The following is a 22,036-nucleotide window of genomic DNA, read 5'->3' as shown; positions in this document are numbered from 1 at the left end:
GCCAGCTCCGGACGCCCGGAGATTTCGGGATGCCTAAATAGTCGCTAGAATTTCGGCATGCCTCAATCCCAGCCGACCGGCGCCGCGACCGGAACGGAGTCCGCCACCCCGCCCGCGCCGAGCGGCGTCGCCTCGACCCGCCTGCTCTGGCTGCTCGGCCCCGCCCTCGTGGCCGGCGTCGCCTACCTCGACCCGGGCAACGTCGCCAGCAACATGACCGCCGGCACCCGCTACGGGTACCTGCTCGTCTGGGTCGTCGTGGCGGGCAACCTGATGGCCTGGCTGATTCAGTACCTCTCCGCCAAGCTCGGCATCGTCACCGGAACCAGCCTGCCGGAAGTGCTCGGAGTGCGGCTGCGCCGGCCCTCCGCACGCCGGCTGTACTGGATCCAGGCCGAGCTCGTGGCCATGGCCACCGACCTGGCCGAGATCATCGGCGGCGCCGTCGCCCTCAACCTGCTGTTCGGGCTGCCGCTGCTGGCCGGCGGCGTGATCACCGGCGTCATCTCGATGCTGGTGCTCACCGTGCAGACCCGCCGTGGTCCACGGGTCTTCGAACGGGTGATCGTGGCACTGCTGCTCATCATCACGGTGGGCTTTGCCGCCGGGGTGTTCTTCGCACCGCCCGACGCCGGCTCCGTTCTCGACGGCCTCGTGCCGCGCTTCGACGGTGCCGACTCGGTGCTGCTGGCGGCCTCCATCCTCGGCGCCACCATCATGCCGCACGCCATCTACGCGCACTCGGCCCTCACCCGGGACCGGTTCCCGATGCAGGACGGCCCCGCCGCGACGAAGCGGCTCCTCTGGGCGACCAAGTGGGACGTCACCATCGCGATGGCCATCGCCGGCACTGTCAACCTCGCCATCCTGCTGCTCGCCGCGGCGGCCCTCCAGGGCGTGCCGGGCACCGACTCCCTCGAGGGCGCCCACGCGGCCCTGGCGGCCACGCTGGGGCCGGTGGTCGCCACGGTGTTCGCGGTCGGCCTGCTCGCCTCCGGCCTCGCCTCCACGTCGGTGGGCGCCTACGCCGGTGCCGAGATCATGCACGGCCTACTGAAGGTGCGGATCCCACTGCTGCTACGCCGCCTGGTCACCCTGATCCCGGCGCTGCTGATCCTCGGCGTCGGCTTCGACCCCACCCAGGCCCTGGTGCTCAGCCAAGTGGTGCTGTCCTTCGGCATTCCCTTCGCGCTGATCCCGCTGGTCTGGCTCACCGCCCAGCGGGGCCTGCTCGGCGAGTTCGCCAACCGCTGGTTCACCACGGCCGCCGGCGCCGTCGCGGCCGTGCTGCTGGTGACCCTGAACGCCGTGTTGCTGGTGCTGGTCTTCTCCGCCCCCTGCCCCGGCCCGATAGCCTGAAGACGCCATGAAACCACCCACTCCCGCCGCCGAGGACTACCTCAAGACGATCTACGCGCATACCGAGTGGCAGCCGGAGCCGATCACCCCCAAGGTGCTCGCCGACCGGTTGGGCATCGCTCCCTCGTCGGTGACGGAGATGGTGAAGAAGCTGGCCGCCGGCGGGTTCATCGCCCACGTGCCGTACGGCCCGCTCACCCTCACCGCCGCCGGCCGGCTGCGCGCCACCGCGGTGGTGCGCCGGCACCGGCTGATCGAGACCTGGCTGGTGCGCGAGCTCGGTTACACCTGGGACGAGGTGCACGACGAGGCCGAAGTGCTCGAGCACTCCATCTCGGACCGGCTCCTCGAAGCGATCGACGCCCACCTGGGCCGCCCGACCAGCGACCCGCATGGCGACCTCATCCCCGCCGCCGACGGCTCCACCGCGCGGGTGCCGGCCGTGCTGCTGGCGGACGCGGCGACCGGCCACACCGGGACCGTGCTGCGGGTGAGCGACCGGGACCCGGCCATTCTGCGGTCCCTCGCCGAGGCGGGGATCGGGCCGGGCAGCAGCCTCACCGTGCTCGACGCCGGCACCGTACGCCTGGCCGCGGGTGTGCCACATTCGTTCAGCCCCGACGTGGCGGCGTCGGTCTGGCTCACCAGCTGACCCAGGGCTCGCTCGCGAATCCTCCTTCGATAGTCTGGGGGCATGAGAACCCGTGACGAGATCGAATGCTGGCTCACCGACATGGACGGGGTGCTGGTGCACGAAAACCAGGCCCTGCCCGGTGCCGCCGAGCTGCTGCAGCAGTGGACCGATGCGGGCACGCCGTTCCTGGTGCTCACCAATAACTCGATCTTCACCCCGCGCGACCTGTCCGCGCGCCTGCGCTCGTCCGGCCTCAACGTGCCGGAGGAACGCATCTGGACGTCGGCCCTGGCCACGGCCGATTTCCTCAAGCAGCAGAGCCCGGGCGGCACGGCGTTCGTCATCGGCGAGGTGGGGCTGACCACGGCGCTGCACGAGGCCGGATTCATCATGACCGAGACCAGCCCCGATTACGTGGTGGTGGGTGAGACCCGCAACTACTCGTTCGAGGCCATCACCAAGGCCATCCGGCTGCTGCTCAAGGGTGCCCGGTTCATTGTGACCAACCCGGATGCGACCGGACCCAGCGCCGAGGGCCCGATGCCGGCCACCGGTGCGATCGCCGCGCTGATCACCAAGGCCACCGGCATGGAGCCCTATGTGGTGGGCAAGCCCAACCCGATGATGTTCCGCTCGGCGATGAACCGCATCGGCGCGCACTCGGAGAACACCGGCATGATCGGCGACCGGATGGACACCGACATCGTCGCCGGCATCGAGGCCGGGCTGCACACCGTGCTGGTGCTCACCGGTATCAGCGACACGACCGAGATCGCCCGATACCCGTTCCGCCCGGACGAGATCCTCGACGGCGTGCACCAGCTGCTCCACGCGGAGCCGATCGAGTCCGACGCGATCTAGCGGTAGCCGGATCAGACGACGAAGCCGGGCCCGCGGGCCCGGCTTCGATCGTTGAAGCGCGGCTGCTGCCGAGCTCGGTGGTGCCGGTTACGCGACCGGAGCCACGCTCGTGGTGAGCGGTTCTCCGGAGGACCGGCTGGCGAAGCAGTAGAAGTACCGGTCACCGTCGGCCCACTGCTCGGCGGTTACCGGGTAGCTGCCCTGCAGCTGGAGGTCGTCGTAGTCGGCGGCCGCAGCGAAGTCGATCACGCCGGGGGCGCTGCACAGCACGTTGATCTGCTCGGCGAAGGCCTGCTCACCGGGGAACTCGGAGCCGCTCTCCCCCTCGAGGACGCCTCGGTAGACCAGCTGCGCGGCGTGCGGGGTGGCGCAGTCCACGACGGTGAACTCCTCGTCCCACGGTGACGTGTACGGCTCGAGGCATTCGGAGCCGAACATGGTGTCCCAGGCGTGCACGCCGGCGGGCTGCGGCGCGGTGGGGTCCGGCGTCGGAGTGGGGGTCGGGGTCGGCTCGGCGGATGCGGCCTCTGACTCCGTGGCGACGGGCGCGGCGACCGGGGTGCGGTTCAGGCTCTGCGCCAGGAAGAACAGCCCGATGATCACGAGCACGGCCAGCACTGCCGTGCCGGCCCAAGCGAGGGTGCGCCTGCTGGCGCGGCGCGGCGGGCCGCCGGCCGTGGTATCGCCGGCGCCGGCCGGGGTTCCGAATGTGGCGGCGGGGATCGACCCGGAGCGACTGGCTGCCCGGTCGGCGCCGGCCGCAACGGCCACCGGTGCTAGCGGGGCGGCGGTGGCGCCGACCGCGGCAGCGGCCGCTGCGGAGACGGGAACGGCGGACACGGCGGCGGAGCCCGGCTGGGACGGGCCCGTGTCGGCAGAGGCCGAACCGGCTGCTACACCCGCGCCCGCGCCGATGGTCCGTGTGGCCGCACCGATTGCCAGGGGTCCCGGCGCGGTGCGACGCGCCTGAGCGGCGGCCCTCTCGTCGTCGGTGGGTTCGAGTCTGGCCTGGGCGGGTGTGGTCCACCACGGCGCGGCTTCCGGGTCGGATAGCGGGCGGCGGGCGGTGAACGGCGCCTTGGCGATCGGCTCGGTGGGTTCGGCCGGTACCGACGTCGCGGTCACGGGCGGTGGCACAGCTATGCCGACCCCGGCAGCCGGGGCCGTTGCGGGCGCCGGAGGAACCCGCTCGGCCGCGGCTGCCTCGGCGAATTCCGCGGACGGTGCCGGAGCGGCGGGTGCCGGAGCGGCGGGTGCCGGAGCGGCGGGCTGGACGGCTGCTGGTGCGGGTGTGTGCGCGGCCTTGGCTTCCGCTCGACGCGACTCGACGACGGGATCGGGCTCGATGGTCGGTGTGAGGCCCCAGAGGAAGACACCGGGGCCGGTGTCGTCTGTGGACTCGTCGAGCTCGCCGCTGTCCCCGGTGCTGGGGTCGTCGTCGGACGCCGACGCCGGCGCCGCGGCTTGTTCGGCTTCAGCACGATCAGCGGCGGCCCGCTCGGCAGCGGCCCGTTCGGCGTTGGTTCGCTCGGCCTCGGCGCGCTCCGCCTGGGCCCGCCGGGCTTGGAGTTCGGCGCGCTCGGCGCGTTCCACCTCGGCACGCACCGCCTCGGCACGCACCGCCTGGGCACGCTGGGCTTCAACCCGCTCGGCCTCGGCCCGCTCGGCCTCGACCCGCTCGGCGGCAGCACGGTCAGCGGCGGCGCGTTCCGCGGCGGCACGATCGGCCGCGGCACGGATCGCCACCACCCGTTCGGCGTCGACCCGCTCGGCCTCGATCCGGTCGGCTTCGGCGCGCTCGGCTTCGACCCGCTCGGCGCGAGTGGGGAAGTTCTCTGCCGGGGTGGACCGTGCAGAATCATCGGTTCCGGCCGCCGTGCTGGAAAAACGCAGTTCGCGGGACGACGCCGGCGGCGCAGCGGGCGGAACGACCGGCAGCGCGACGGTGGGCGCGGACTCGTGATCGGCATCGGACCCAGGACCGACGGTACCGCCGGCCTCCTGGTCGGCGCCCTCATCATCGTCGTCGGTGAGCTGCGCGGCGAGCCAGTCGATGCCGAGGGCGTCTTCGTCGTTTCCGTCCCGCTGGTCGGGCATCAGCTCAGTCCCAGGTCCTCGAGACCAATGGCGGCGTAGTACGGATACCCCGCTGCTTCGATGACTTCACGGGCACCGGTATTGCGGTCCACGACCACGGCGACGCCGGCGATGATTGCGCCCACCTTGAGCAGTGCTTCGATGGCGGCCAGCGGCGAGCCACCGGTTGTGGAGGTGTCTTCGAGCACGATGACCTTCTTGCCCGCCAGGTCGGGGCCCTCCACCTGACGGCCGCGGCCGTGGTCTTTGGGCTCCTTGCGCACGACGAAAGCGTCATAGGCCAGCCCGCGAGCGGCCCCCTGATGCAGGATCGCAGTGGCGACGGGGTCGGCCCCCATCGTCATGCCGCCGACGGCGGCGACATCCGGGACGTCCTTGATGAGGTCGAGCATCACCTGCCCGATCAGCGGGGCGACCCGGTGGTCGAGGCTGACCTTGCGAAGGTCGACGTAATAGGTGGCCTTCTTGCCGCTGGTGAGGGTGAAGTCACCGTGGAAGACGGCGTCGGCCGAAATGTGGTCGATGAGCTGTTTGCGTGTATCCGTCACAAATCCACTTTAGGCCACTTGACCGTGGGGAGTCCCGCGCCCCCGGCGGGGGCTTAGAGACGGGACGGCTCAGAAGCTGCGAACGAACTTGCGCTCGGGGATGCGGCCGTGACCGTCCTTGCCGACGGCGACGACGGTACCGACGATGGAGGCGACGGCGACAAGGGAGATGAGGAGCATGAATACGAACACGGACGTGCCTTTCGAGGAGTGGTTGGCCGTGTCACGTCGGGCTGGTGCCCGGTAACCGACACCATCATCACACCACCTACAACCATTCAGCACAATCACATTGATTTGCAATGACTATGTAGTCTGGCTTAATGGATGTTCAGCGTCTCGAACTGCTCCGCGAACTGGCCGATCGCGGCAGCGTGACCGCCGTGGCGCGCGCCACCCACCGCACCCCGTCCGCGGTGTCGCAACAGCTCAAAGTGCTCGAGCGGGAGGCCGGCCTGCCGCTGACCGAACGCAGCGGTCGCGGTCTCGTGCTCACCGATGCCGGTCGTGCGCTGGCCGCGAGCGCCACCGATATCGCCGTCGCCCTGGAGCGGGCGACGGCGGTCTGGGACACCTTCCGCAACCGGGCCACTGGCGACGTGAGCCTAGTGACGTTTCCCACCGCCGGGCAGATGTTGCTGCCGGGGGCGTTGCTGGACCTCGCCGCCCACGACGGCCTGGCGGTGCACTGCACCGACATGGACCCGGAACTCAGCGACTTTCCCGCGCTCACCTCCGAGTACGACATCGTGCTCGCGCACAGCATGCGCGGCCAGCACACCTGGGGTGGTCGTGGCCTCACCTCGGTGCCGCTCATGACGGAGCCGCTCGACGTGGGCTTGCCGGCCGATCACCGGCTGGTCGGCCGGGCGTCGCTGGGTGCGAGCGACGTGATCGGCGAAACCTGGATCGGCGTTCCGGTCGGCTACCCGTTCGAACGCATCCTGCACGACATCGAACTGCAGACCAATGGGCGCGCCCGAGTGACGCAGCAGTTCGCGGATATGCGCCTGATCGAGGCGTTCGTCATGGCCGGCCTGGGCATCGCCCTGGTTCCCCGCTATACCTCCAGCGGCGACCAGCCGGGCCGGATGGTGCTCAAGCCCCTGCGCGGGCTGGACGCCGAGCGGCAGATCGTGGCGCTGATGCGCCCCGACCGGGCGGAACGGCTGGCGGTGCGCACGGTGCTGGAGGCGTTACGCGCCCGGGCCACCCAGGTGCAGGCCGAGCATGCCGCGGCGGCCGGCTAGCGTGACTGCGCGGCGACGCCCGAGACGGGGGCGCCGACGCCGGTGACCACGAGGTCGGCGAGCTCGGCGATGCGCAGGGAGTCCTGCCTCAACTCGTTGACCGCGTATTCCAGCTCGGCCAGTTCGGCCACGCGGGCCTCCAGCCGGTCGGCCCGATCGATCAGCCCCTGCAGGGTCTCGCCCTGGCGGCGGAGCGCCGCCAGGTCGTCCAGGGAGCGCACGGTGTCCGGGGCGAACCGCCGGACGAGGGAGGCAGCGAGGGTCTTTCCGATCACAGCGGTGGTCCTGTTCTGACAACGATGGCCGCGGCGGGGCGCCGGTCCGTCTGAAGGTCGACCTGGATCGAGTCGATCCGGAGGCCGGGTTCGGTAGCCACCAGGCTGCGGAACTGGTCCACAGTGAGGTGCCAGGTGGTGGGGTCGTCCACGTCGAACCGGCTGGCCAGTTCGGTGGGAAAGCTCACGTGCCATTCGTCGTCGGGGCCGAGCAGGTGCCGCACCAGCGTGAGCACACCCGGCCGGGCCTCGATCGTGAGAACGTGCAGCAGGTCCACGGCGAGGACGCGCACCGGCGTGGCCGCGCGCGTCTGGCGGCGGGCGAGTGCGAGGGTCTGGCGGCGGTCACCCAGGTCCAGGTGAAGGAGCTCCACGGCCGGGTAGGCGGACCCCAGCCGCGTCCGCGCGGCGGCGGCGGCCGAGCGGGAGTAATCGATGCCGACGACCCGGTGCCCGTGGCCGGCCAGGTGCGCGAGATCGTCGCCGCTGCCGTGACCCAGTTCGAAGATGGTGGCGTCGGCCGGGGCGCCCGCCAGGAGTCCCACGGCGAGCGCCGACGGCGCGCGGTGCCCGGCGTCGCGGTCGGCGTAGTACTCGTCCCAGAAATCGAGGTGTTGGTTGAGGTTGCCGAACCAGTTGATGAACCGGTCCGCCGCGGTGGCCGGTGTGATGAACCGGTGTCCGGTGTCCGGGACCCGCCAGTCGGGGCCGTAGTTCGCCTCGAGCCAGGGCCCGGGCGGGTTCGGGGCAGGGAACTCCCAGCCGGCCAGGCTGATCGGGTGCAGGTCCTCGAAGATCGCGGGCGGCAGGGCGGCTCGCACGTGGAACGGTTGCATGAACATTTGGTCGCGGTAGAACCCGCCGAAAATGTCGACGTGGAAACCCGGGCCGGTTCCGTCGGGGAACAGGACCTGCAACTGGGTGGCGCTGTACCGGATGACGGTGTGGCCGGCGGACTCGAGGAAGCGCTGGAGGGCGAAGCTCTCCAGCGCGGCATCCACCGGGTTGGTGTGCGCGCTGACGTAGCCGAGGTCGGCATCGTCGTCATGCGGCAGCAGTTCGCCGGTGCGCACGGCACCCAGCAGCGTGCCGCCCATCAGCCACGGCTGGAGACCGAATTCGGTGATCCGCGCGATCACCTGGCGGGTGTGCCGAAGCAGTCCGGTGATCATCTCCGCCGAGGCATCGCCGAAGGTGATGGAGCGATGTCCCCATTTGTTGAGCACCACCGGGTTCCCGGCAGCGTCCACGAACCGTAGGCCGCCGGAGTCCGGTTCGATGTCCGCCGTCACGTGCGCGCGGGCGATCAGGGCACCGGTGTCGGAGTAGTGCAGCGACAACTCCCCCGAGCCGGCCAGGGTGGCGCCGAAGGCCGGTGGCAGCCGGTACCGCACGGGGTCGGGCGGTTCGACCCGGGCAGCAGCCCCTCTACGCACCTCGGTGGCATCCGGGTCGCCGGGCTCCGCCTCGGGGTCGTCCACCACGGAAACTTCTGCCTCGGTCCGCGCCTCGCTCGGCAGGGGAGCCAGGGTCATGACTCGACGGTCGGATACCCGGATCTCGACGGCTCGGCTGACATCCACGTCGGCGTCGACGTCCAGCAGTGCATCAGCGAGATGGAGCTTCATCGTTGGTGGTCGTCTGGCGTGTTGGAGCAGAGTGAAAAGTTCACCCGATGTTGCCGCGCCAGCTTTCAAGGAGCCATTTTAGCGTCACCTCCGCGTGCTAGGCGCTCGACGGCGCTCGTCGTGGCCACGGGGAGCGGGATTAGGCTGGCTGGATGCCTGAGATCGAGTGGACACTGCGCTGGGAAGCCGACCTGTCGGAGCACGACCACGCCGCACTGGCGGCCCTGTTCGCGCGCTACTACCCGCGCGACGCGGCCACCTTCACCGGTGCGCACAGCTGGTTCGGCGCCCGCCCGGAAGCCCGGGTGATCGGCTACCACTCGGGACGCCCGGTCGCTCACCTCGGGTTCATCCGACGGATGCTGCGCCTGGAGACCGGCGAGTCCCAGCTGGTCGCTGATGTGGGCCTCGTCGGCGTCGATCCCGACTACCAGGGCAACGGGCTGGGCGGTCGGCTGCTCGCGGAAGCCGCCGCGGCCCTGCGATCACTGGCCCTGCCGTTCGGCTTCCTCACCTGTGCCCCGGACCTGGTGGCGTTCTACGCCGGCGGCGGTTGGCGGCCGGCGACCGGCCAGGTGACCCGGATGATCGACACCGACCTGCAGCCGGAGACCTATACCGGTCCCGCTCTGGTGCTGCCGGTGACGGCGTCGTTCGCGGACTGGCCGGTCGGCCAGTCGATCATCCGCGACGGCCTCGAGGTGTAAGTACCGGAGACGCAGAAAAGGACATAGCGGGTTCTTGAGGACGCGATAGCCGCTTGCGTCCTTTTACCTTCGCTATTGCCTTTTTCGGGCTTCAAGCGCCTCCGCCCGGCCCCGGGCCGAAAGGCGCGGTCAGGCTCTCCCGTGCGATACCCGCGTCCGTCGGGACAGGGAGTCGACGATGACCGCCAGCAGCAGCACCGCGCCGGTGATCATGTACCGGATCGACGAGTCCAGGTTGAGCAGGGTCAGTCCGCTGGAGATCGACTGGATCACCAGGATGCCCAGCAGGGCGGAGAACGCCGTGCCCCGGCCACCGAAGAGGCTGGCGCCACCGATCACCGCCGCAGCGATGGCATTCAGGTTGGTGTCGCCGCCGCCCGAGCCCTGGTTGGCCGCCGCCAGCCGACCGGCGGCGAGAAGACCGCCCAGCGCCGCGAAGGTGGAACAGAGCACGAACACGGAGACGTAGACCCCGGTGACGTTGATACCCGACCTGCGCGCGGCCTCGACGTTGCCGCCCACCGCGTAGACCGAGCGACCCCACCGGGTGCGGGTGAGGAAGAAGTTCATCACCACCACCAGCACCAGGAACAACAGGAACATCGCGCCGACCCCGCGGGTGAGGTTGAGGTACCAGGCGGGCACGCCCAACACCAGCAGCAGGAACACGCTGCGCACCACGATCGTTGTCGGCGTCACGGCGGAGAGTCCGGCCGCTGTCCGCCGGTTCGCGGTGAAGAACAGCTGCGCCGCGTAGGCGAGCACGGTGAGCACCACGAGCACGTAGGAGAGCCAGTCGGGCAGGAACCACTGCTGGGCGAATTGCACGATCCAGGAGTCGAACGGGATGTTGATCGAACCGGTGTCGCCGAGCACCCACAGCTGCAGTCCGAGGAAGCCGAGCAACCCGGCGAGGGTGATCACGAAACTCGGCACCCCGAATCGGGTGAAGAGGAAGCCGTAGAGCAGCCCCACCGCCACACCCACCAGGAGCGATGCCAGCAGCGCGACCGGCAGGGGCCAGCCCAGGTTGACGAAGCCGACCGCGAGAATCGCGGCGGACAGACCGCTGACCGAGCCGACCGACAGGTCGATCTCGCCCAGGAGCAGCACGAGCACGATACCGATCGAGATGGTGCCGACCGCCGCGCACTGCAGGGTCAGGTTGACCAGGTTGGTGCTGGAGAGGAAATTGGGGTTGAGCAGCGAAAAGGCCACCCAGATCACGATCAGGCCGATGACTACGGGAAGCGAACCGATGTCGCCGGCACGCACCCGCTTGCCGAACGCGCGCACGGTGCCGCCCAGGCCGTGCGGCTGGATCAGGCGTTCGTCCTGCAGGTCGGCAGCGACGGCGGCCAGTCGGACGGTCTCGGTGGGCGGCGCTCCCTCCGGAGCGGGCTGCGGCGGGGTCGACGTCGGTGTTGTCATGGCCGTTCCTCCTCGGGGAGTGCGGTGGCGGCCGGCCGGCCGGCCGCGCCGACATCGGCGGCATCCACCCTGGCCTGGGCGCGACGGGTCACTGCGTTGTCGCTGGCGCCGGTGATGGCCGCGATGATGTCCTCGTAGGTGACGTCGGCCACCTTGAACTCCCCGTTGTTACGCCCCAGCCGTAGCACGACGATACGGTCGGCGACGGCCTGCACATCCGCCATGTTGTGGCTGATCAGCACCACGCCCAGGCCGCGTTCGCGCAAGCGCTCGATCAGATTGAGCACCTCCGCCGTCTGGGCCACGCCGAGCGCGGCGGTGGGTTCGTCGAGGATCACGATGCGGGGTTCCCCGATCAGGGACCGGGCGATCGCCACGGTCTGGCGTTGGCCGCCGGAGAGCGAGGCGACGGGGATGCGCACCGACGGGATACGGGCGGAAAGCTGACGGAGCAGGCTCCACGAGCGTTTCTCCATCTCGACTTCGTTGATGGTGCCGCGGCCGAGTTCATGGCCCAGGAAGAGATTGGCGACCACGTCGAGGTTGTCGCAGAGTGCCAGGTCCTGGTAGACCGTGGCGATTCCGAGGTTGTTGGACTCGGCCGGGTTGTTGATCGATACCCGCTGGTCGCCGGACTTGATCGTGCCGCCGTCTTGCGGGTGCACGCCCGCCAGGATCTTGACCAGGGTGGATTTACCGGCCCCGTTGTCGCCGACGAGCGCGACCACCTCGCCGCTGTAGATATCGAGGTCGATGTCGGTGAGAGCCTGCACGGCGCCGAAGTTCTTGTCGATGCCGCGAAGCGACAGCACCAGCTCGCCGGTGCCGGCTTCGGGGGTGGAAAGCACAGACATTGTGATTCCTCCTGCTGGGCGGAGCCGGCCGGGACCCGCAATCGTGGGTAGCGATGCCCCGGCCGGCCGTTCATGGCTGTTCAGTTGGTGACGGCTCGCTCGGCGGGCTACTGCAGCCCGGCCGCGGCGCACGCGTCAGCGTAGGTGTCCGTGCAAATCTGGTCCACCGTGTAGAAGCCGTCGTCGATCACCGTCTCCTGGATGTTGTCGATCGTGACCACCACCGGGGTGAGCAACGTCGATGGGATGTCCTGGAACGTGGTGTCGGGTTCCGGCGTCTCGCCCTGGGCCAGCTGGTCGGCGACCTCCGCCGCCAATTCTGCCTCCAGCTTGATCGCCTTGTAGACGGTCATGAACTGATCGCCGGCCACGATGCGCTGGATGCCGGCGAGCTCCGCGTCCTGCCCGGTCACCGGCGGCCACGGGTCGGTTCCGGCAGCCTTCATCGCGGCGACGGCGCCACCGGCGGTGCCGTCGTTGGCCGCGTACACGCCGGAGATCTCGGTACCGAACTGGGTGACCTGACCCGCCGCCCACTCCTGGGCCTTGTCAGGGCTCCAGTCGGGGGTGTCGTACTCGGCGAGGACCGGGATGCCGCTCGGATCGATCACCGAGTGTGCGCCTTTCTTGAAATCGGCCGCGTTGGCATCGGTGGGTGAACCGTTGATCATGATGATGCCCGTGGTCGTGCCGTCTGCCTGCAGCTTGTCGACCAGCGCCGTGCCCTGGAGCACCCCCACCTGCTCGTTGTCGAACGAGATGTAGTAGTCCACTTTGTCGCTCTTGATCAGGCGGTCGTACGAGATCACCGGAACATCCTGGGCTGCGGCGGCCTCGGCGATGCTCGCCGCTGCGGCTCCATCGACGGGGTCGAGAACGAGCACCTTGACACCTTCGGTGAGCGCCGATTCAGCCTGCTGCTGCTGCTTGGACGCATCCTGGTCGGCGTTGGCGTAGACGATGTCGTAGTCGCCGAGCGAGGTGAGCTTGTCTTCGAACAGGGGCCGGTCGAATGCTTCGTACCGGGCGGTCTTGGTTTCGGGGAGGAGCAGGCCGATCTTGATGGCGTCTGCGGAACCGCCTCCGTCGGTGCTGTCGGAGCCGGAACCGGCCGGCGAACAGGCGGCCAGGGCGCCCACTGTCGCGAGTGGAACAATTGCCAGGAGCGCGAACCTCTTCCTGGGGTTTCTCATGATTTTTGCCTCCTACTGGGACCACCCTCGTTGGCGGTGTAACGAGCATGGCCCCGGTGCCATATGTCGTCAAGGCTTGAACTCAAGAGGCCAGGCCGCCCCGTTCGGGTGAGATTTCGCGAGTCATCTGGGGCAGAAACGACGTGACTCCGCTCTCTCTCCGAGCAGGCGGGGCCGCGACCGGCGCCCGGTCCCCTGCGTCGAATCGGCCGGCCACGATCTCCGCCCGGTCGATGGCGAAGAGCACCGCGCCGAGCACTTCCGCGCGTTCGCCCAACTCCCCCTTGACCACGTCGGGCACCCCGGCTGCCGTGGCGAGCGTGGACCGTTCGAGGGCGTGCCGCAGCGGGCTGAGCAGCAGTTCGCCGGCCTCGGCGAGCTCGCCGCCCACCACGATGCGGTGCGGGTCGATCAGGTTGCTCAGGCCCGCCAGGGCGATGCCCAGGTGCCGGCCGGCGTCGGCGATGACCCGGCGGGCACTGGCGTCACCGGCATCGGCGCGCAGGAGGATGTCACGCAGGGTGACGTCGACATGGCTGCCGGGAAACTTCGCGGCAAGCGCCGCCGACCCGACCAGGGTCTCCAGGCAGCCGCGGCTGCCGCACCGGCAGACCTGACCATGCTCGTCGAGGGTGAGGTGGCCGATCTCGCCGGCCTTGCCGCTGCCGCCGCGATAGACCCGGCCATCCACGATCAAGCCGGCGCCCACACCGTGCGAGACGCGCAGGTACGCCGCCTGCCGGAAGCCCTGCGCGGCGCCCATGCGGTACTCGGCGAGCGCACCCAGATTGGCCTCGTTGTCGACGAACACCGGCCGGTGCAGCCGCGATTCGAGTTCCTCGGCCACGGGAACCCCGTCCCAGCCGCGCAGCAGGCCCCGGGTTGCGATGATGCCGGAGCGCGGGTCCACCGGCGCGGCCAGACCCACTCCCACCGCGAGGACCTCGTCAAGGCCGGCGCCTACGGACTCGGCCGTGTCCAGGATGAGCAGCATCACCCGGTCGAGTTCGCTGTCGGCGCGGTGGTCGCGGGCCAGCGGCAACATCCGCTCTGCCAGCACCTGGTGACCGGCGTCGGCCAGGGCCAGCCGCAACTGCCGGTTCGCCACGTGCAGGCCCACCACCAGGCCCATCTCCCTGGCGAGGGTGACCCGCACCGCCCGGCGGCCACTGCGCGACGTGGGAGTGGTCTGCAGCACCCCGGCGGCGGCCTGCTCCTTCACGATGTTCGAGACTGTGGCCGGAGACAGCCCGGTGACCCCGGCAAGCTCCACCTGGGTGAGGGCGCCGTGGTGGGTGATCGCTTCGACAATGCGTGCGCGATTGGCCTCCCGCAGGGAGGACTGCGATCCGGGATTGCGGCGGCTGCTCACACCCCACACGATAGTGCCGGGTCTGCCCGGAAGGGCCGTTTTCGGAAAGTGCTCGATTCTGCCATCGAAATTCCGCTAGGCAGGAGCACCCCGGCTGGTGCATGCTTGATGCCACATTCCAACCGATCCGTGAGGAGATACGTATGTCCGACAGCGACATCGGCGACACCGAACAGACCCGCAAGGACACGAGTTACAGCCCGGCAAGCGAGGAGGAGACCCAGGCCAAGCAGGATGGCTCGCAGCCGGAGGCCATCGATCCGGATGCCGCAGAGAAGGTCAAAGTGGCACCCGGAACGGGTGGCCCGGATGACGGGGGCGACGTCGAGGTGAACGAGGAAGACATCAATCTTCCGCCCTTCGGCGAGAGCCCGGAAGCGCCGGACTGAGGCCAGCCAGCTCCGAAAGAAGGAGATAGTGAGGAGATCAGGACTCTTGCGGCGATTGGGTCCTGGGGTCCTCACTATCTCCTTATTTACGGCCGGGGCACCCGGCGGGCCAGCGCGGTGAGGCGGCGGCGCCAGCCGCCCGAGACCCGGTTGGTGCCCGGCCGGGCGATGAACAGGTTTCCGGCCGTCGGCGGCGCCGGCCGGGTGTCCAGCGCGAGGCGCTCCACGAGGGGGCGGGCCAGGGCATCGTAGAGCCGGGGAGCCACCCGACGGACGAGGACCGCACCGTTCTGGATGCGCCCGACCGTGACGACCGGACGGGGGCGGGCGGCCACACCGACGATGGCCGACGCCAGTCGGCTGGCCGGCAGCACCGGCGGCATCGGTTTCACCGATCGACCGGTGCGGTTGGCAGCGTGCTGGTAGATGGGCGTATCCACCGTGGCCGGCAGGACCGAGCAGACGTTCACGCCGGTGCCGCGCAGCTCCAGCCGGAGGGTTTCGGCAAAGCCGAACAGGGCGTGCTTGCTGGTGACGTAGGGCGAGAGAAACGGCAGCGAGACCTTCGAGAAGAGGGAGCCGACGAAAATCACGGTGCCCGACCGACGGCGGACCATGTCGGGCAGCACCATCCGCATGCTTTCCACCTGCGCAAGCAGGTTGACCTGCAGGGTGCGCCGGAATTCCTCCTCCGGCACGTCGAGGAACTGCCCGTACCCGAAAACGGATGCCGCACCCACCCAGACGTCGATCCGGTCGTAGAACTCGAGGGTTGTCACCACCAGTGCGCGCACCTGCGCGTCATCGGCAAGGTCGGTCGGCACCGCCAGGGCGTGCCCGCCGGCCTTCTGGCATTCCGTCACGACGGCACGCAGGTCCTCTTCGCTGCGTGCCGCCAGCACCACCGTCGCGCCGCGCCGGGCGAAGGCCCGCGCCGTGGCCCGGCCGATACCGCTCGAAGCGCCGGTCACCACGACGATGGTGCCGGGGCCGATGCTGTTGCGCGCCGTGCGCTTCATCCGGGGTGCCGCCCCGGTCAATGCCGGTACGCCTTGATCTGGGTGGCTTCGTCGGCCACCCGCACGCCATGCCGGTAGACGAGCTCACCACCAAGAATGCCCGAGACGCCGATGAGCAGGTAGGCGAGAACGCTCAGCACGAAGCCGGTGACGCTGACCTCCGATTTGTCTGCACCCAGGCGTACCAGGTAGCTCACGGCGAACAGCACGATCGCGCCGGCGTTGCAGGCGAGGTGGAACAAGGCGGTCCGCCGGGCACGGGTGCCCTTCTCCAGCGTGCTCAGGTCCAGCAGGCCGACGATCGCCGCCAGCAACGCACCGACGATGCCGATGCCCACGAGCCACAGGGCTCCCCTGGTGAACGTCTCGCGGTCGTCGGCGAAGAACCCGACGATGTCAAAGATCAGGGCGGCGGTCCAGGAGCCGATCGGGATGGTGACCATGATCGCGTGGATGGGGTGGCCGTATGGCCCGGCCAGGATGGACCGTGGCCGCTTGGCCCTGCGGAGGGCGGCTTCGTCGCTCATTTGATCTCCCGTGCTGCTCGATGAACCGGTTAGACCGGCAATCTAGCCCGAAGCGGCGACGGGTGGCACCCTCGTTCAGTGCCTGCGGCTAGCTCGCTGCACCTGCCCCGGCCGCGGGAACCTGCGCAAGCCAGCGGGCCATCCGTTTCTGTGCGACCGTCGTGCTGAATTCCTTACGCCTCGTGGGGTTCTGCCAGTAATACCGGAGTGCGCAGTAGACCACGGTGGGCGCGGCGCCGAGGATCTGGGCGTTCAGGTCGACGAAGGTGCCGGCGTACGACACTCGCAGAACGGGGATGTGGGCCTTCGTGGGGTTGTCGGCGTTGGTGAACACCGCCCCGATCGAGGTCACCGAGTCCCCGGCCACATCGACGGCGCCGGCCGTGAAGCGGAGCGCGATGCCGGAACTTCCGATGCCGAGCCCGTGCAGGTGCGGCCAGCCGGCCCCCCACACGCAGACCAGGGTGATCACGATGTACGAAATAGGTCCACTGGTCCGGCGGCGGAGTCGAGGACTTGGAGAACGCGATCGCGTTGACCAGGACCAAAGGCTTGCGGGAGGCGGAGCGGGCCAATCCGCGGGCACTTCGTAGGTCTGGGTCACGCCTGGGAAGCTACCGAGTTCCCGGGGCGCCGGCGCACCGGGCGGGCCTGACCGGTCGAACACACAGGTATGACGATCGACGGCACGACAATCGACACCGGCGGCGGTCGTTCAGGGGCCGCCGAGCCAGCTGTCGATCCGGTGATGGTCGGGAGTGAAGCCGTGGTCTACGCCCCACAAGACGGCCTGGGTCCGGCTGGCAACGCCGATCTTGCCGTAGACGCTGCGAATGTAGGACTTCACGGTATTGGGACTGAGGTAAGTGAGCGCCGCCACCTCGGCATTGCTCTTGCCCTGGGTGATGAGCGCCAGAATCTCGGACTCGCGATCAGTGATCCCTTCGCGGCGGCCCGGCCAGTCCAGTCCCGGCGCGCTGCCGGCACGCTTCGGCGGATCACTCACGACGATCTCGCCGGCCTGAACCGAACCCAGGGCGGCGACGAGGTCGCGGGCGGGCAACGTCTTGGACAGGTAACCGCTGACTCCCCGTTCCATCGCATCCTTGATGAGCGCGGGCTGGAAGTTCCAGGTGTACACAACGACGCGACCGGCCCGTGGGTTCCGGACGAGAGCCGAGAGCTCCGACAGATCGGATTCGGGCTGGGCGAAGGAGTCGTACAGCACGATGTCGGTCCTGTCGGCCAGTCCCTCGTTCGCATCGATCTCGCCGACGAGCACACGGTCCCGATAGTGATCGAACATGTGCGCCAGGCCCTTCAGCACGATGTCATAGTCGTCGACCAGGGAGACGGTCACTGGCCGGGTCGAAGACATAGTAGGACCGTACTACTTCGGGCGGCTACTCGGCCACGCCCCTAGGGGTGTGGTGCCGCCTCCCTCGGGGTGGCTGGCTGTGTATCGCCCAGCAACCGCTGGTTACATCGAACGCTCAGCTCCACCACACAGGAAGGAGACCACAATGCTTGGTCTCATCATCAGCCTCATCGTCGTCGGCATCATCGCCGGCGCCGTCGCCCGCCTCGTCGTTCCCGGCCGGCAGAACATCAGCATCCCGATGACCATCGTGCTCGGCATCGTCGGGTCCTTCGTGGGCGGATTCCTCGGCTTCCTGATCTTCCAGCACGACCCGATGGACGGCTTCTTCCAGCCGGCAGGAATCGTCGGTTCCATCATCGGCGCGATCATCGTGCTCCTGATCTACATCCGCGTCAGCGGCCGGAGCACTGCCCACCACTGACCGGTTTCCCGGTGACCGTCACCTGGCCGGTCACCGGGGCCGATCGGGCGGCAGCCCTGCCCTCGTTCGCGCAGTGACAATCTGAGAGAATCGACGCATGTTTCTACTCTTCGGCACCCGAACCTCCGAGGCCGTGATCAATGTCGTCTCGTTCGTGTGCGGCTACTGCCACACCCTGGCCGAGCAACACGTTGTGAAGCGCTCGACCAAAGTCACACTCTTCTTCGTCCCTCTGGTCCCCCTATCGACGAAGCACGTCAATGTCTGCGCCCAGTGCGGCGGTACCACGGCACTCTCCGCCGCCCAGGTCCGCAACTCCCTGGACTGGGCGCGCACGCACGCCGAGCGCCAGCCTTAAGGACGCCGTGGCTGGCCAGGATGTTTCGGTCCGCCGCGCATGCCCGGCGCGAAGGGTTGTGACGGTCAGCGGCGGCGGCTCCCCTTGCGAGCTTGCTCGTCGAGGCGCTCATTCAAGGTGATGGCCGCGTCGATCAGGGCCAGGTGGGTGAATGCCTGCGGGAAGTTGCCGATCTGTTCGCCGGTCGGCGCGATCTCCTCGGCGTACAGCCCGAGGTGGTTGGCGTAGGTCAGCATTTTCTCGAAGGTGAAGCGTGCCTCGGCGAGCCGGTCGCCTCGCGCGAGCGCGTCGACGTACAGGAAGCTGCACAGCGAGAACGTGCCTTCCGAGCCTCGAAGACCATCGGGCGAGGCATCCGGGTCATACCTGTAGACGAGACTGTCTGACACGAGTTCGGCCTCGATCGCCGTCATGGTGTCGGTCCAGATCGGATCGTGCGGCGAGATGAAGCCGACCTGCAGCATCTTGAGCAGCGAGGCGTCGAGTACCGTCTCCCCGTACTGCTGCACGAACGCTCGGCGTTCGGCATTCCAGCCCTTCTCCATGATCTGGTTGTAGATCGCGTCGCGCTCGGCGATCCACCGGGACAGCGGCGCCGGACGGCCGTACGCGGTGGCCAGCCGGATGGCGCGATCGAAGGCGACCCAGCACATCAGGCGCCCGTAGGTGAAGTCCTTGCGACCGCCGCGGGTTTCCCAGATCCCCTCTTCCGGTTGGTCCCAGTGGTCGGCGAGCCATTCGAGCAGCCTGCAGATGGCCAGCCAGCCAGCCTGGCCGATGCCGGCACCAGCCCGGTCGGCGTTGAAGATGGCCTCCATGGCTTCCCCGTAGATGTCGAGCTGGAGCTGGTCGGCGGCACCATTGCCGACCCGCACCGGGTAGGAGCCGCGATAGCCCTCCCAGTCAGCGAGGACCTCTTCGGACAGGTTGGGGTCGCCGTCGATCCGGTACATGATGTTGAGCGGGCCGGAGTCGCTGCCCAAGGGTTCTACGACGCGGTCCCGCAGCCACCGGCCGAATGCGGCAGCCTCGTCGGTGAAGCCCAGGCGCACCAGCGTGTTGACGGAGAAGGACGAGTCTCGCGCCCAGGTGAAGCGGTAGTCCCAGTTGCGTTCACCGCCGATCTGCTCAGGGAGGCCGGCCGTCGGCGCGGCGACGAGGCCACCCGTCGGTGCGTAGGTCAGCAGTTTGAGGGTGATGGCCGAGCGCTGCAGTTCCTCACGCCACCGGCCCACATAGGTCGACTGACCGACCCAGTTCTGCCAGAAGTGGGAGGTGTCCTCGAACAGACGCTGGGCTTCCGCGACGGGGACGACCCGGGGGGAAGCATCGCCGCCGGTCTCGAGCACGATGCCACGCATCTCCGACTCCCGAAGGCTCAGCGAGAACCGCAGATCACCGTCGTTCGACGGCTCGACCCGCCCGAGCCGTTTGTCACCCGAGTCGCGGATGAGGTCGATCGTCAGGGTGGTGTCGTCGGAAACGAAGGCCGCACCGTCGTCGGTGACCGTCGTGCGGTGCGGTTGCCTGCCGTAGTCGAACCGGGGCGCGATTTCGATGTCGAACGTCATCGCGCCCCGCACGCAGCGCATGATTCGCAGCAATCGATGGTGACCACTGGGTGTTCCGGATGTCACCGGCATGAAGTGGACCACCTCGCCCACTCCGTTCTCCGTAAGGAAGCGGGTGATCAGGATCGCCGTGTCGGGGAAGTAGAGCTGCTTCGTCTCGAACGTGTCGTCCTGCGGATGCGCGCTGAAATGCCCGCCCTTCGCGTGGTCCAGGAGCGAGGCGAAGACGCTCGGCGAGTCGAACCGCGGGGTGCAGAACCAGTCGATCGTGCCATCCGTCGAGACCAACGCCGTTGTCTGCAGGTCTCCGATCAGGCCGTGGTCGGCGATCCTGGGGTAGTCGGTCATGGTGTGGTCCTCTCTTCCCGCGGGCCGTTGCCGCACGTGTGATGGTCATGGTGTGCTCACGACTTTCGTCGGCGAGGCGGAGAGCTTCGCGCGCCCGGGCAGGAAGACCGAGATGACGATTCCGCCGACGGCGATGGCCAAAAGGGGCACCATCGCCGCCAGGTACCCGCCCGCATCTGCATCCGCGTTCAGCACGAGGAGGGTGCTCACGATGGCCGTCCCGAAGCTCGACCCGAGATTTGAGACGCTGCGGGAGAGTCCGCTGATTTCCCCCTGCTGTTCCTCGGGGAATGCCGACTGCACCAGGTTGACGCTCGGGGTGAGCATCAGCCCGATCCCGAGGCCCAGCGTCAGCAACCCGGGCGCGAACGCCCAGGCACCCGGTACTGTCGCCACGGCCAGCAAGAGGAGCAGGCCGGCGCCCGTGACCACGAAGCCGACCACGATCAGCGATCGCTGCGTGAACCGCCGCACCAGCGATCCCGCGGCCAGAGAGGACACCAGGATGCCGACGGTGGCGGCGCTGAAAATGACCCCTGTCTCTACCGCGTCGTAGTTGCGGACGACCTGGAGATAGCTTGCCACGAGCATCGAAATGCCCATCAGCAGCAGCCACTGGAAGTTCTGGGTGACCAGCCCCAGGTTGGAGACCCGGTTCTTGAACAGCGCGGTCGAGAGCAACGGCTCTCGACCCTTCCGCTCCAGCCGCCGCACCCACCAAAAGAACAGCGCGATCACGCCGATACCGGCCGCCATCAGCGCGAGCGACGCGAGGAGGTTGTCGTCGGAGGCCAGGATACCGATCACGAACACGATCAGCCCGAGTGCCGACAGCACCGCCCCGATGACGTCGAAGGGCTTGCCCGGTTCCCGGGCGCGCGGATCCTTGAGGCGCACCGCGAGGATCAGGATGAGCACGATGATGAGCGCCTGGAACACGAATGCCGCCCGCCAGCTGATCGTCGCGGCGATCCATCCGCCGATCAGGGGACCCGTGGCCGCACCGACGCCGCCGGCAGCGCTGACCAGGCCGAACGCGCGAGCCCGATCCGCGACCCCCGTCCAGTACATCGTGACCAGGATGTAGACCGGGGGAATGAGCAGGGCGGTACCGGCGCCTTCCAGGATCGAGTTGCCCAGGATGAGCACGCCGAGCCCGGGCGACACGGCACTGATGACCGCCCCGACTCCATAGACGGCGAGACCGAGGATCAGGCAGGTTTTCCGCCCCAGCTGATCCGTCAGTTTGCCGAACGGGATCATCAATGCCGCCATAACGAGCAGGAACAGGGTGATCGAGAGCTGGATGCCCTGGACCGTTGTGTCGAGGTCCTGGCTCATGTCGTTGAGCATGACGTTCATGTTCGAGCCGGCGAACGAGCAGATGAACTGCGCGAGTGCGAGGGGCAGCAACGACCACAACGTGGTAGTCCCGCTCCGCACCCCGGCGTGCGACGACATCGGGCCCTACCGACCTTCGCCGCCGGCGCGGCGCCCAGCGCGCGAACTGGCGACTACCGCCGGTTCCATGGACTCCATGGCTCTGCCTCCTCCGCGACATTCGAATGCCGCGTTCTAAACGTTGCCTGGGATCAGCGGGATGCGCTATCACCCGGTCCGGATGATACTTGGGCCATTCCGGCAGCCTGTTTATCAGGAGATAGTGAGTTCTTTAGGACGCAATCGCCTGGGGTGACCCGGTGCTTCCGGACAGTGTTCCTAATTTGATTGGATGAAATCATGGGAGCAGTAAGGAAGTCCGGTCCGCATCGGAGATTTACGGACAAGGAACGAAGGAACGCTGTCGAGATGG

General features: G+C 68.6%; 23 protein-coding genes. 8 read left to right on the top strand and 15 right to left on the bottom strand.

Going from position 1 to position 22,036, the window contains the following annotated elements:
* Window positions 1-57: 57 nt before the first annotated feature.
* Genes JWP54_RS05605 through JWP54_RS05595 form a run of 3 tightly spaced genes read left to right on the top strand, consistent with a single transcriptional unit; the run spans window position 58 to window position 2,854 of the window.
* Complete coding sequence (locus JWP54_RS05605; RefSeq protein WP_297368503.1) at window positions 58-1,359, top strand: Nramp family divalent metal transporter; 1,302 nt, start codon at window positions 58-60, stop codon at window positions 1,357-1,359.
* A gap of 7 nt (window positions 1,360-1,366) precedes the next feature.
* Window positions 1,367-2,011, top strand: a complete 645-nt coding sequence (locus JWP54_RS05600; protein ID WP_297368499.1) for a metal-dependent transcriptional regulator — start codon at window positions 1,367-1,369, stop codon at window positions 2,009-2,011.
* A gap of 42 nt (window positions 2,012-2,053) precedes the next feature.
* A complete protein-coding gene (locus JWP54_RS05595; RefSeq protein ID WP_297368496.1) occupies window positions 2,054-2,854 on the top strand; it encodes an HAD-IIA family hydrolase in 801 nt (266 codons plus the stop codon).
* Between the two features lie 87 nt (window positions 2,855-2,941).
* Here JWP54_RS05595 and JWP54_RS05590 read toward each other — a convergent pair whose 3' ends face one another.
* The 3 genes from JWP54_RS05590 to JWP54_RS05580 all read right to left on the bottom strand — a co-directional run bounded on the left by JWP54_RS05590 (window position 2,942) and on the right by JWP54_RS05580 (window position 5,691).
* On the bottom strand, window positions 2,942-4,951 hold the full coding sequence (locus JWP54_RS05590; protein ID WP_297368494.1) for a septum formation family protein: 2,010 nt from the start codon (window positions 4,949-4,951) through the stop codon (window positions 2,942-2,944).
* On the bottom strand, window positions 4,951-5,499 hold the full coding sequence (gene pyrE, locus JWP54_RS05585) for an orotate phosphoribosyltransferase (RefSeq protein ID WP_297368492.1): 549 nt from the start codon (window positions 5,497-5,499) through the stop codon (window positions 4,951-4,953). Before pyrE ends, JWP54_RS05590 begins: the two co-directional genes overlap by 1 nt.
* Before the next feature lie 69 nt (window positions 5,500-5,568).
* Window positions 5,569-5,691, bottom strand: coding sequence for a hypothetical protein (locus JWP54_RS05580; protein WP_297368490.1), 123 nt, complete (start codon window positions 5,689-5,691; stop codon window positions 5,569-5,571).
* 131 nt (window positions 5,692-5,822) lie between these two features.
* Between JWP54_RS05580 and JWP54_RS05575 the strand changes: the two genes are divergently transcribed.
* Window positions 5,823-6,749: a LysR family transcriptional regulator gene (locus JWP54_RS05575; RefSeq protein ID WP_297368488.1), complete on the top strand. Its 927-nt coding sequence runs from the start codon at window positions 5,823-5,825 to the stop codon at window positions 6,747-6,749.
* On the opposite strand, the gene JWP54_RS05570 is transcribed toward JWP54_RS05575, so the two are convergent.
* Together JWP54_RS05570 and JWP54_RS05565 are read right to left on the bottom strand one after the other, a co-directional pair.
* A complete protein-coding gene (locus tag JWP54_RS05570; protein WP_297368485.1) occupies window positions 6,746-7,024 on the bottom strand; it encodes a hypothetical protein in 279 nt (92 codons plus the stop codon). The genes JWP54_RS05575 and JWP54_RS05570 overlap by 4 nt on opposite strands.
* Entirely contained in the window at window positions 7,021-8,652 is a 1,632-nt protein-coding gene (locus JWP54_RS05565) for a methyltransferase domain-containing protein (RefSeq protein WP_297368482.1), read from the bottom strand. Before JWP54_RS05565 ends, JWP54_RS05570 begins: the two co-directional genes overlap by 4 nt.
* Before the next feature lie 152 nt (window positions 8,653-8,804).
* On the opposite strand from JWP54_RS05565, the gene JWP54_RS05560 reads away from it, so the two are divergent.
* Window positions 8,805-9,359, top strand: coding sequence for a GNAT family N-acetyltransferase (locus JWP54_RS05560; RefSeq protein ID WP_297368480.1), 555 nt, complete (start codon window positions 8,805-8,807; stop codon window positions 9,357-9,359).
* Window positions 9,360-9,488: 129 nt separating this feature from the next.
* Here JWP54_RS05560 and JWP54_RS05555 read toward each other — a convergent pair whose 3' ends face one another.
* The 4 genes from JWP54_RS05555 to JWP54_RS05540 form a co-directional block, all read right to left on the bottom strand.
* The gene (locus JWP54_RS05555; RefSeq protein WP_297368478.1) at window positions 9,489-10,790 is read right to left on the bottom strand and encodes a sugar ABC transporter permease; all 1,302 of its coding nucleotides are present in this window, start codon (window positions 10,788-10,790) and stop codon (window positions 9,489-9,491) included.
* Entirely contained in the window at window positions 10,787-11,644 is an 858-nt protein-coding gene (locus JWP54_RS05550) for an ATP-binding cassette domain-containing protein (protein ID WP_297368474.1), read from the bottom strand. Before JWP54_RS05550 ends, JWP54_RS05555 begins: the two co-directional genes overlap by 4 nt.
* 107 nt (window positions 11,645-11,751) lie before the next feature.
* Window positions 11,752-12,837 carry a sugar ABC transporter substrate-binding protein gene (locus tag JWP54_RS05545; protein ID WP_297368471.1) on the bottom strand — a complete coding sequence of 362 codons (1,086 nt, stop codon included), beginning with the start codon at window positions 12,835-12,837 and terminating at the stop codon, window positions 11,752-11,754.
* 82 nt (window positions 12,838-12,919) lie between these two features.
* On the bottom strand, window positions 12,920-14,209 hold the full coding sequence (locus JWP54_RS05540; protein ID WP_297368469.1) for an ROK family transcriptional regulator: 1,290 nt from the start codon (window positions 14,207-14,209) through the stop codon (window positions 12,920-12,922).
* Window positions 14,210-14,352: 143 nt separating this feature from the next.
* Between JWP54_RS05540 and JWP54_RS05535 the strand changes: the two genes are divergently transcribed.
* Window positions 14,353-14,598 carry a hypothetical protein gene (locus JWP54_RS05535; RefSeq protein ID WP_297368467.1) on the top strand — a complete coding sequence of 82 codons (246 nt, stop codon included), beginning with the start codon at window positions 14,353-14,355 and terminating at the stop codon, window positions 14,596-14,598.
* A gap of 86 nt (window positions 14,599-14,684) precedes the next feature.
* On the opposite strand, the gene JWP54_RS05530 is transcribed toward JWP54_RS05535, so the two are convergent.
* The 4 genes from JWP54_RS05530 to JWP54_RS05515 form a co-directional block, all read right to left on the bottom strand.
* The gene (locus JWP54_RS05530) at window positions 14,685-15,617 is read right to left on the bottom strand and encodes an SDR family oxidoreductase (protein ID WP_297368465.1); all 933 of its coding nucleotides are present in this window, start codon (window positions 15,615-15,617) and stop codon (window positions 14,685-14,687) included.
* Window positions 15,618-15,634: 17 nt separating this feature from the next.
* Window positions 15,635-16,144 carry a DUF2231 domain-containing protein gene (locus tag JWP54_RS05525; RefSeq protein ID WP_297368463.1) on the bottom strand — a complete coding sequence of 170 codons (510 nt, stop codon included), beginning with the start codon at window positions 16,142-16,144 and terminating at the stop codon, window positions 15,635-15,637.
* A gap of 88 nt (window positions 16,145-16,232) precedes the next feature.
* On the bottom strand, window positions 16,233-16,616 hold the full coding sequence (locus tag JWP54_RS05520; protein WP_297368459.1) for a hypothetical protein: 384 nt from the start codon (window positions 16,614-16,616) through the stop codon (window positions 16,233-16,235).
* Between the two features lie 243 nt (window positions 16,617-16,859).
* Complete coding sequence (locus JWP54_RS05515; protein ID WP_297368457.1) at window positions 16,860-17,504, bottom strand: response regulator transcription factor; 645 nt, start codon at window positions 17,502-17,504, stop codon at window positions 16,860-16,862.
* 163 nt (window positions 17,505-17,667) lie between these two features.
* On the opposite strand from JWP54_RS05515, the gene JWP54_RS05510 reads away from it, so the two are divergent.
* Together JWP54_RS05510 and JWP54_RS05505 are read left to right on the top strand one after the other, a co-directional pair.
* Entirely contained in the window at window positions 17,668-17,946 is a 279-nt protein-coding gene (locus JWP54_RS05510) for a GlsB/YeaQ/YmgE family stress response membrane protein (protein WP_297368455.1), read from the top strand.
* Between the two features lie 97 nt (window positions 17,947-18,043).
* Window positions 18,044-18,304 carry a zinc-ribbon domain-containing protein gene (locus tag JWP54_RS05505; RefSeq protein WP_297368453.1) on the top strand — a complete coding sequence of 87 codons (261 nt, stop codon included), beginning with the start codon at window positions 18,044-18,046 and terminating at the stop codon, window positions 18,302-18,304.
* A gap of 65 nt (window positions 18,305-18,369) precedes the next feature.
* Here the strand turns inward: JWP54_RS05505 and JWP54_RS05500 are convergent, their stop codons facing one another.
* Together JWP54_RS05500 and JWP54_RS05495 are read right to left on the bottom strand one after the other, a co-directional pair.
* The gene (locus JWP54_RS05500) at window positions 18,370-20,223 is read right to left on the bottom strand and encodes a glycoside hydrolase family 15 protein (protein WP_297368451.1); all 1,854 of its coding nucleotides are present in this window, start codon (window positions 20,221-20,223) and stop codon (window positions 18,370-18,372) included.
* A gap of 45 nt (window positions 20,224-20,268) precedes the next feature.
* On the bottom strand, window positions 20,269-21,636 hold the full coding sequence (locus JWP54_RS05495; RefSeq protein WP_297368449.1) for an MFS transporter: 1,368 nt from the start codon (window positions 21,634-21,636) through the stop codon (window positions 20,269-20,271).
* Window positions 21,637-22,036 lie beyond the last annotated feature (400 nt).

It is taken from the genome of Cryobacterium sp. (assembly GCF_025463825.1).
Taxonomy (GTDB): domain Bacteria; phylum Actinomycetota; class Actinomycetes; order Actinomycetales; family Microbacteriaceae; genus Cryobacterium.
Note: the sequence above shows the minus strand (reverse complement) of the source record. Positions and strands in the feature narration are given on the sequence as shown.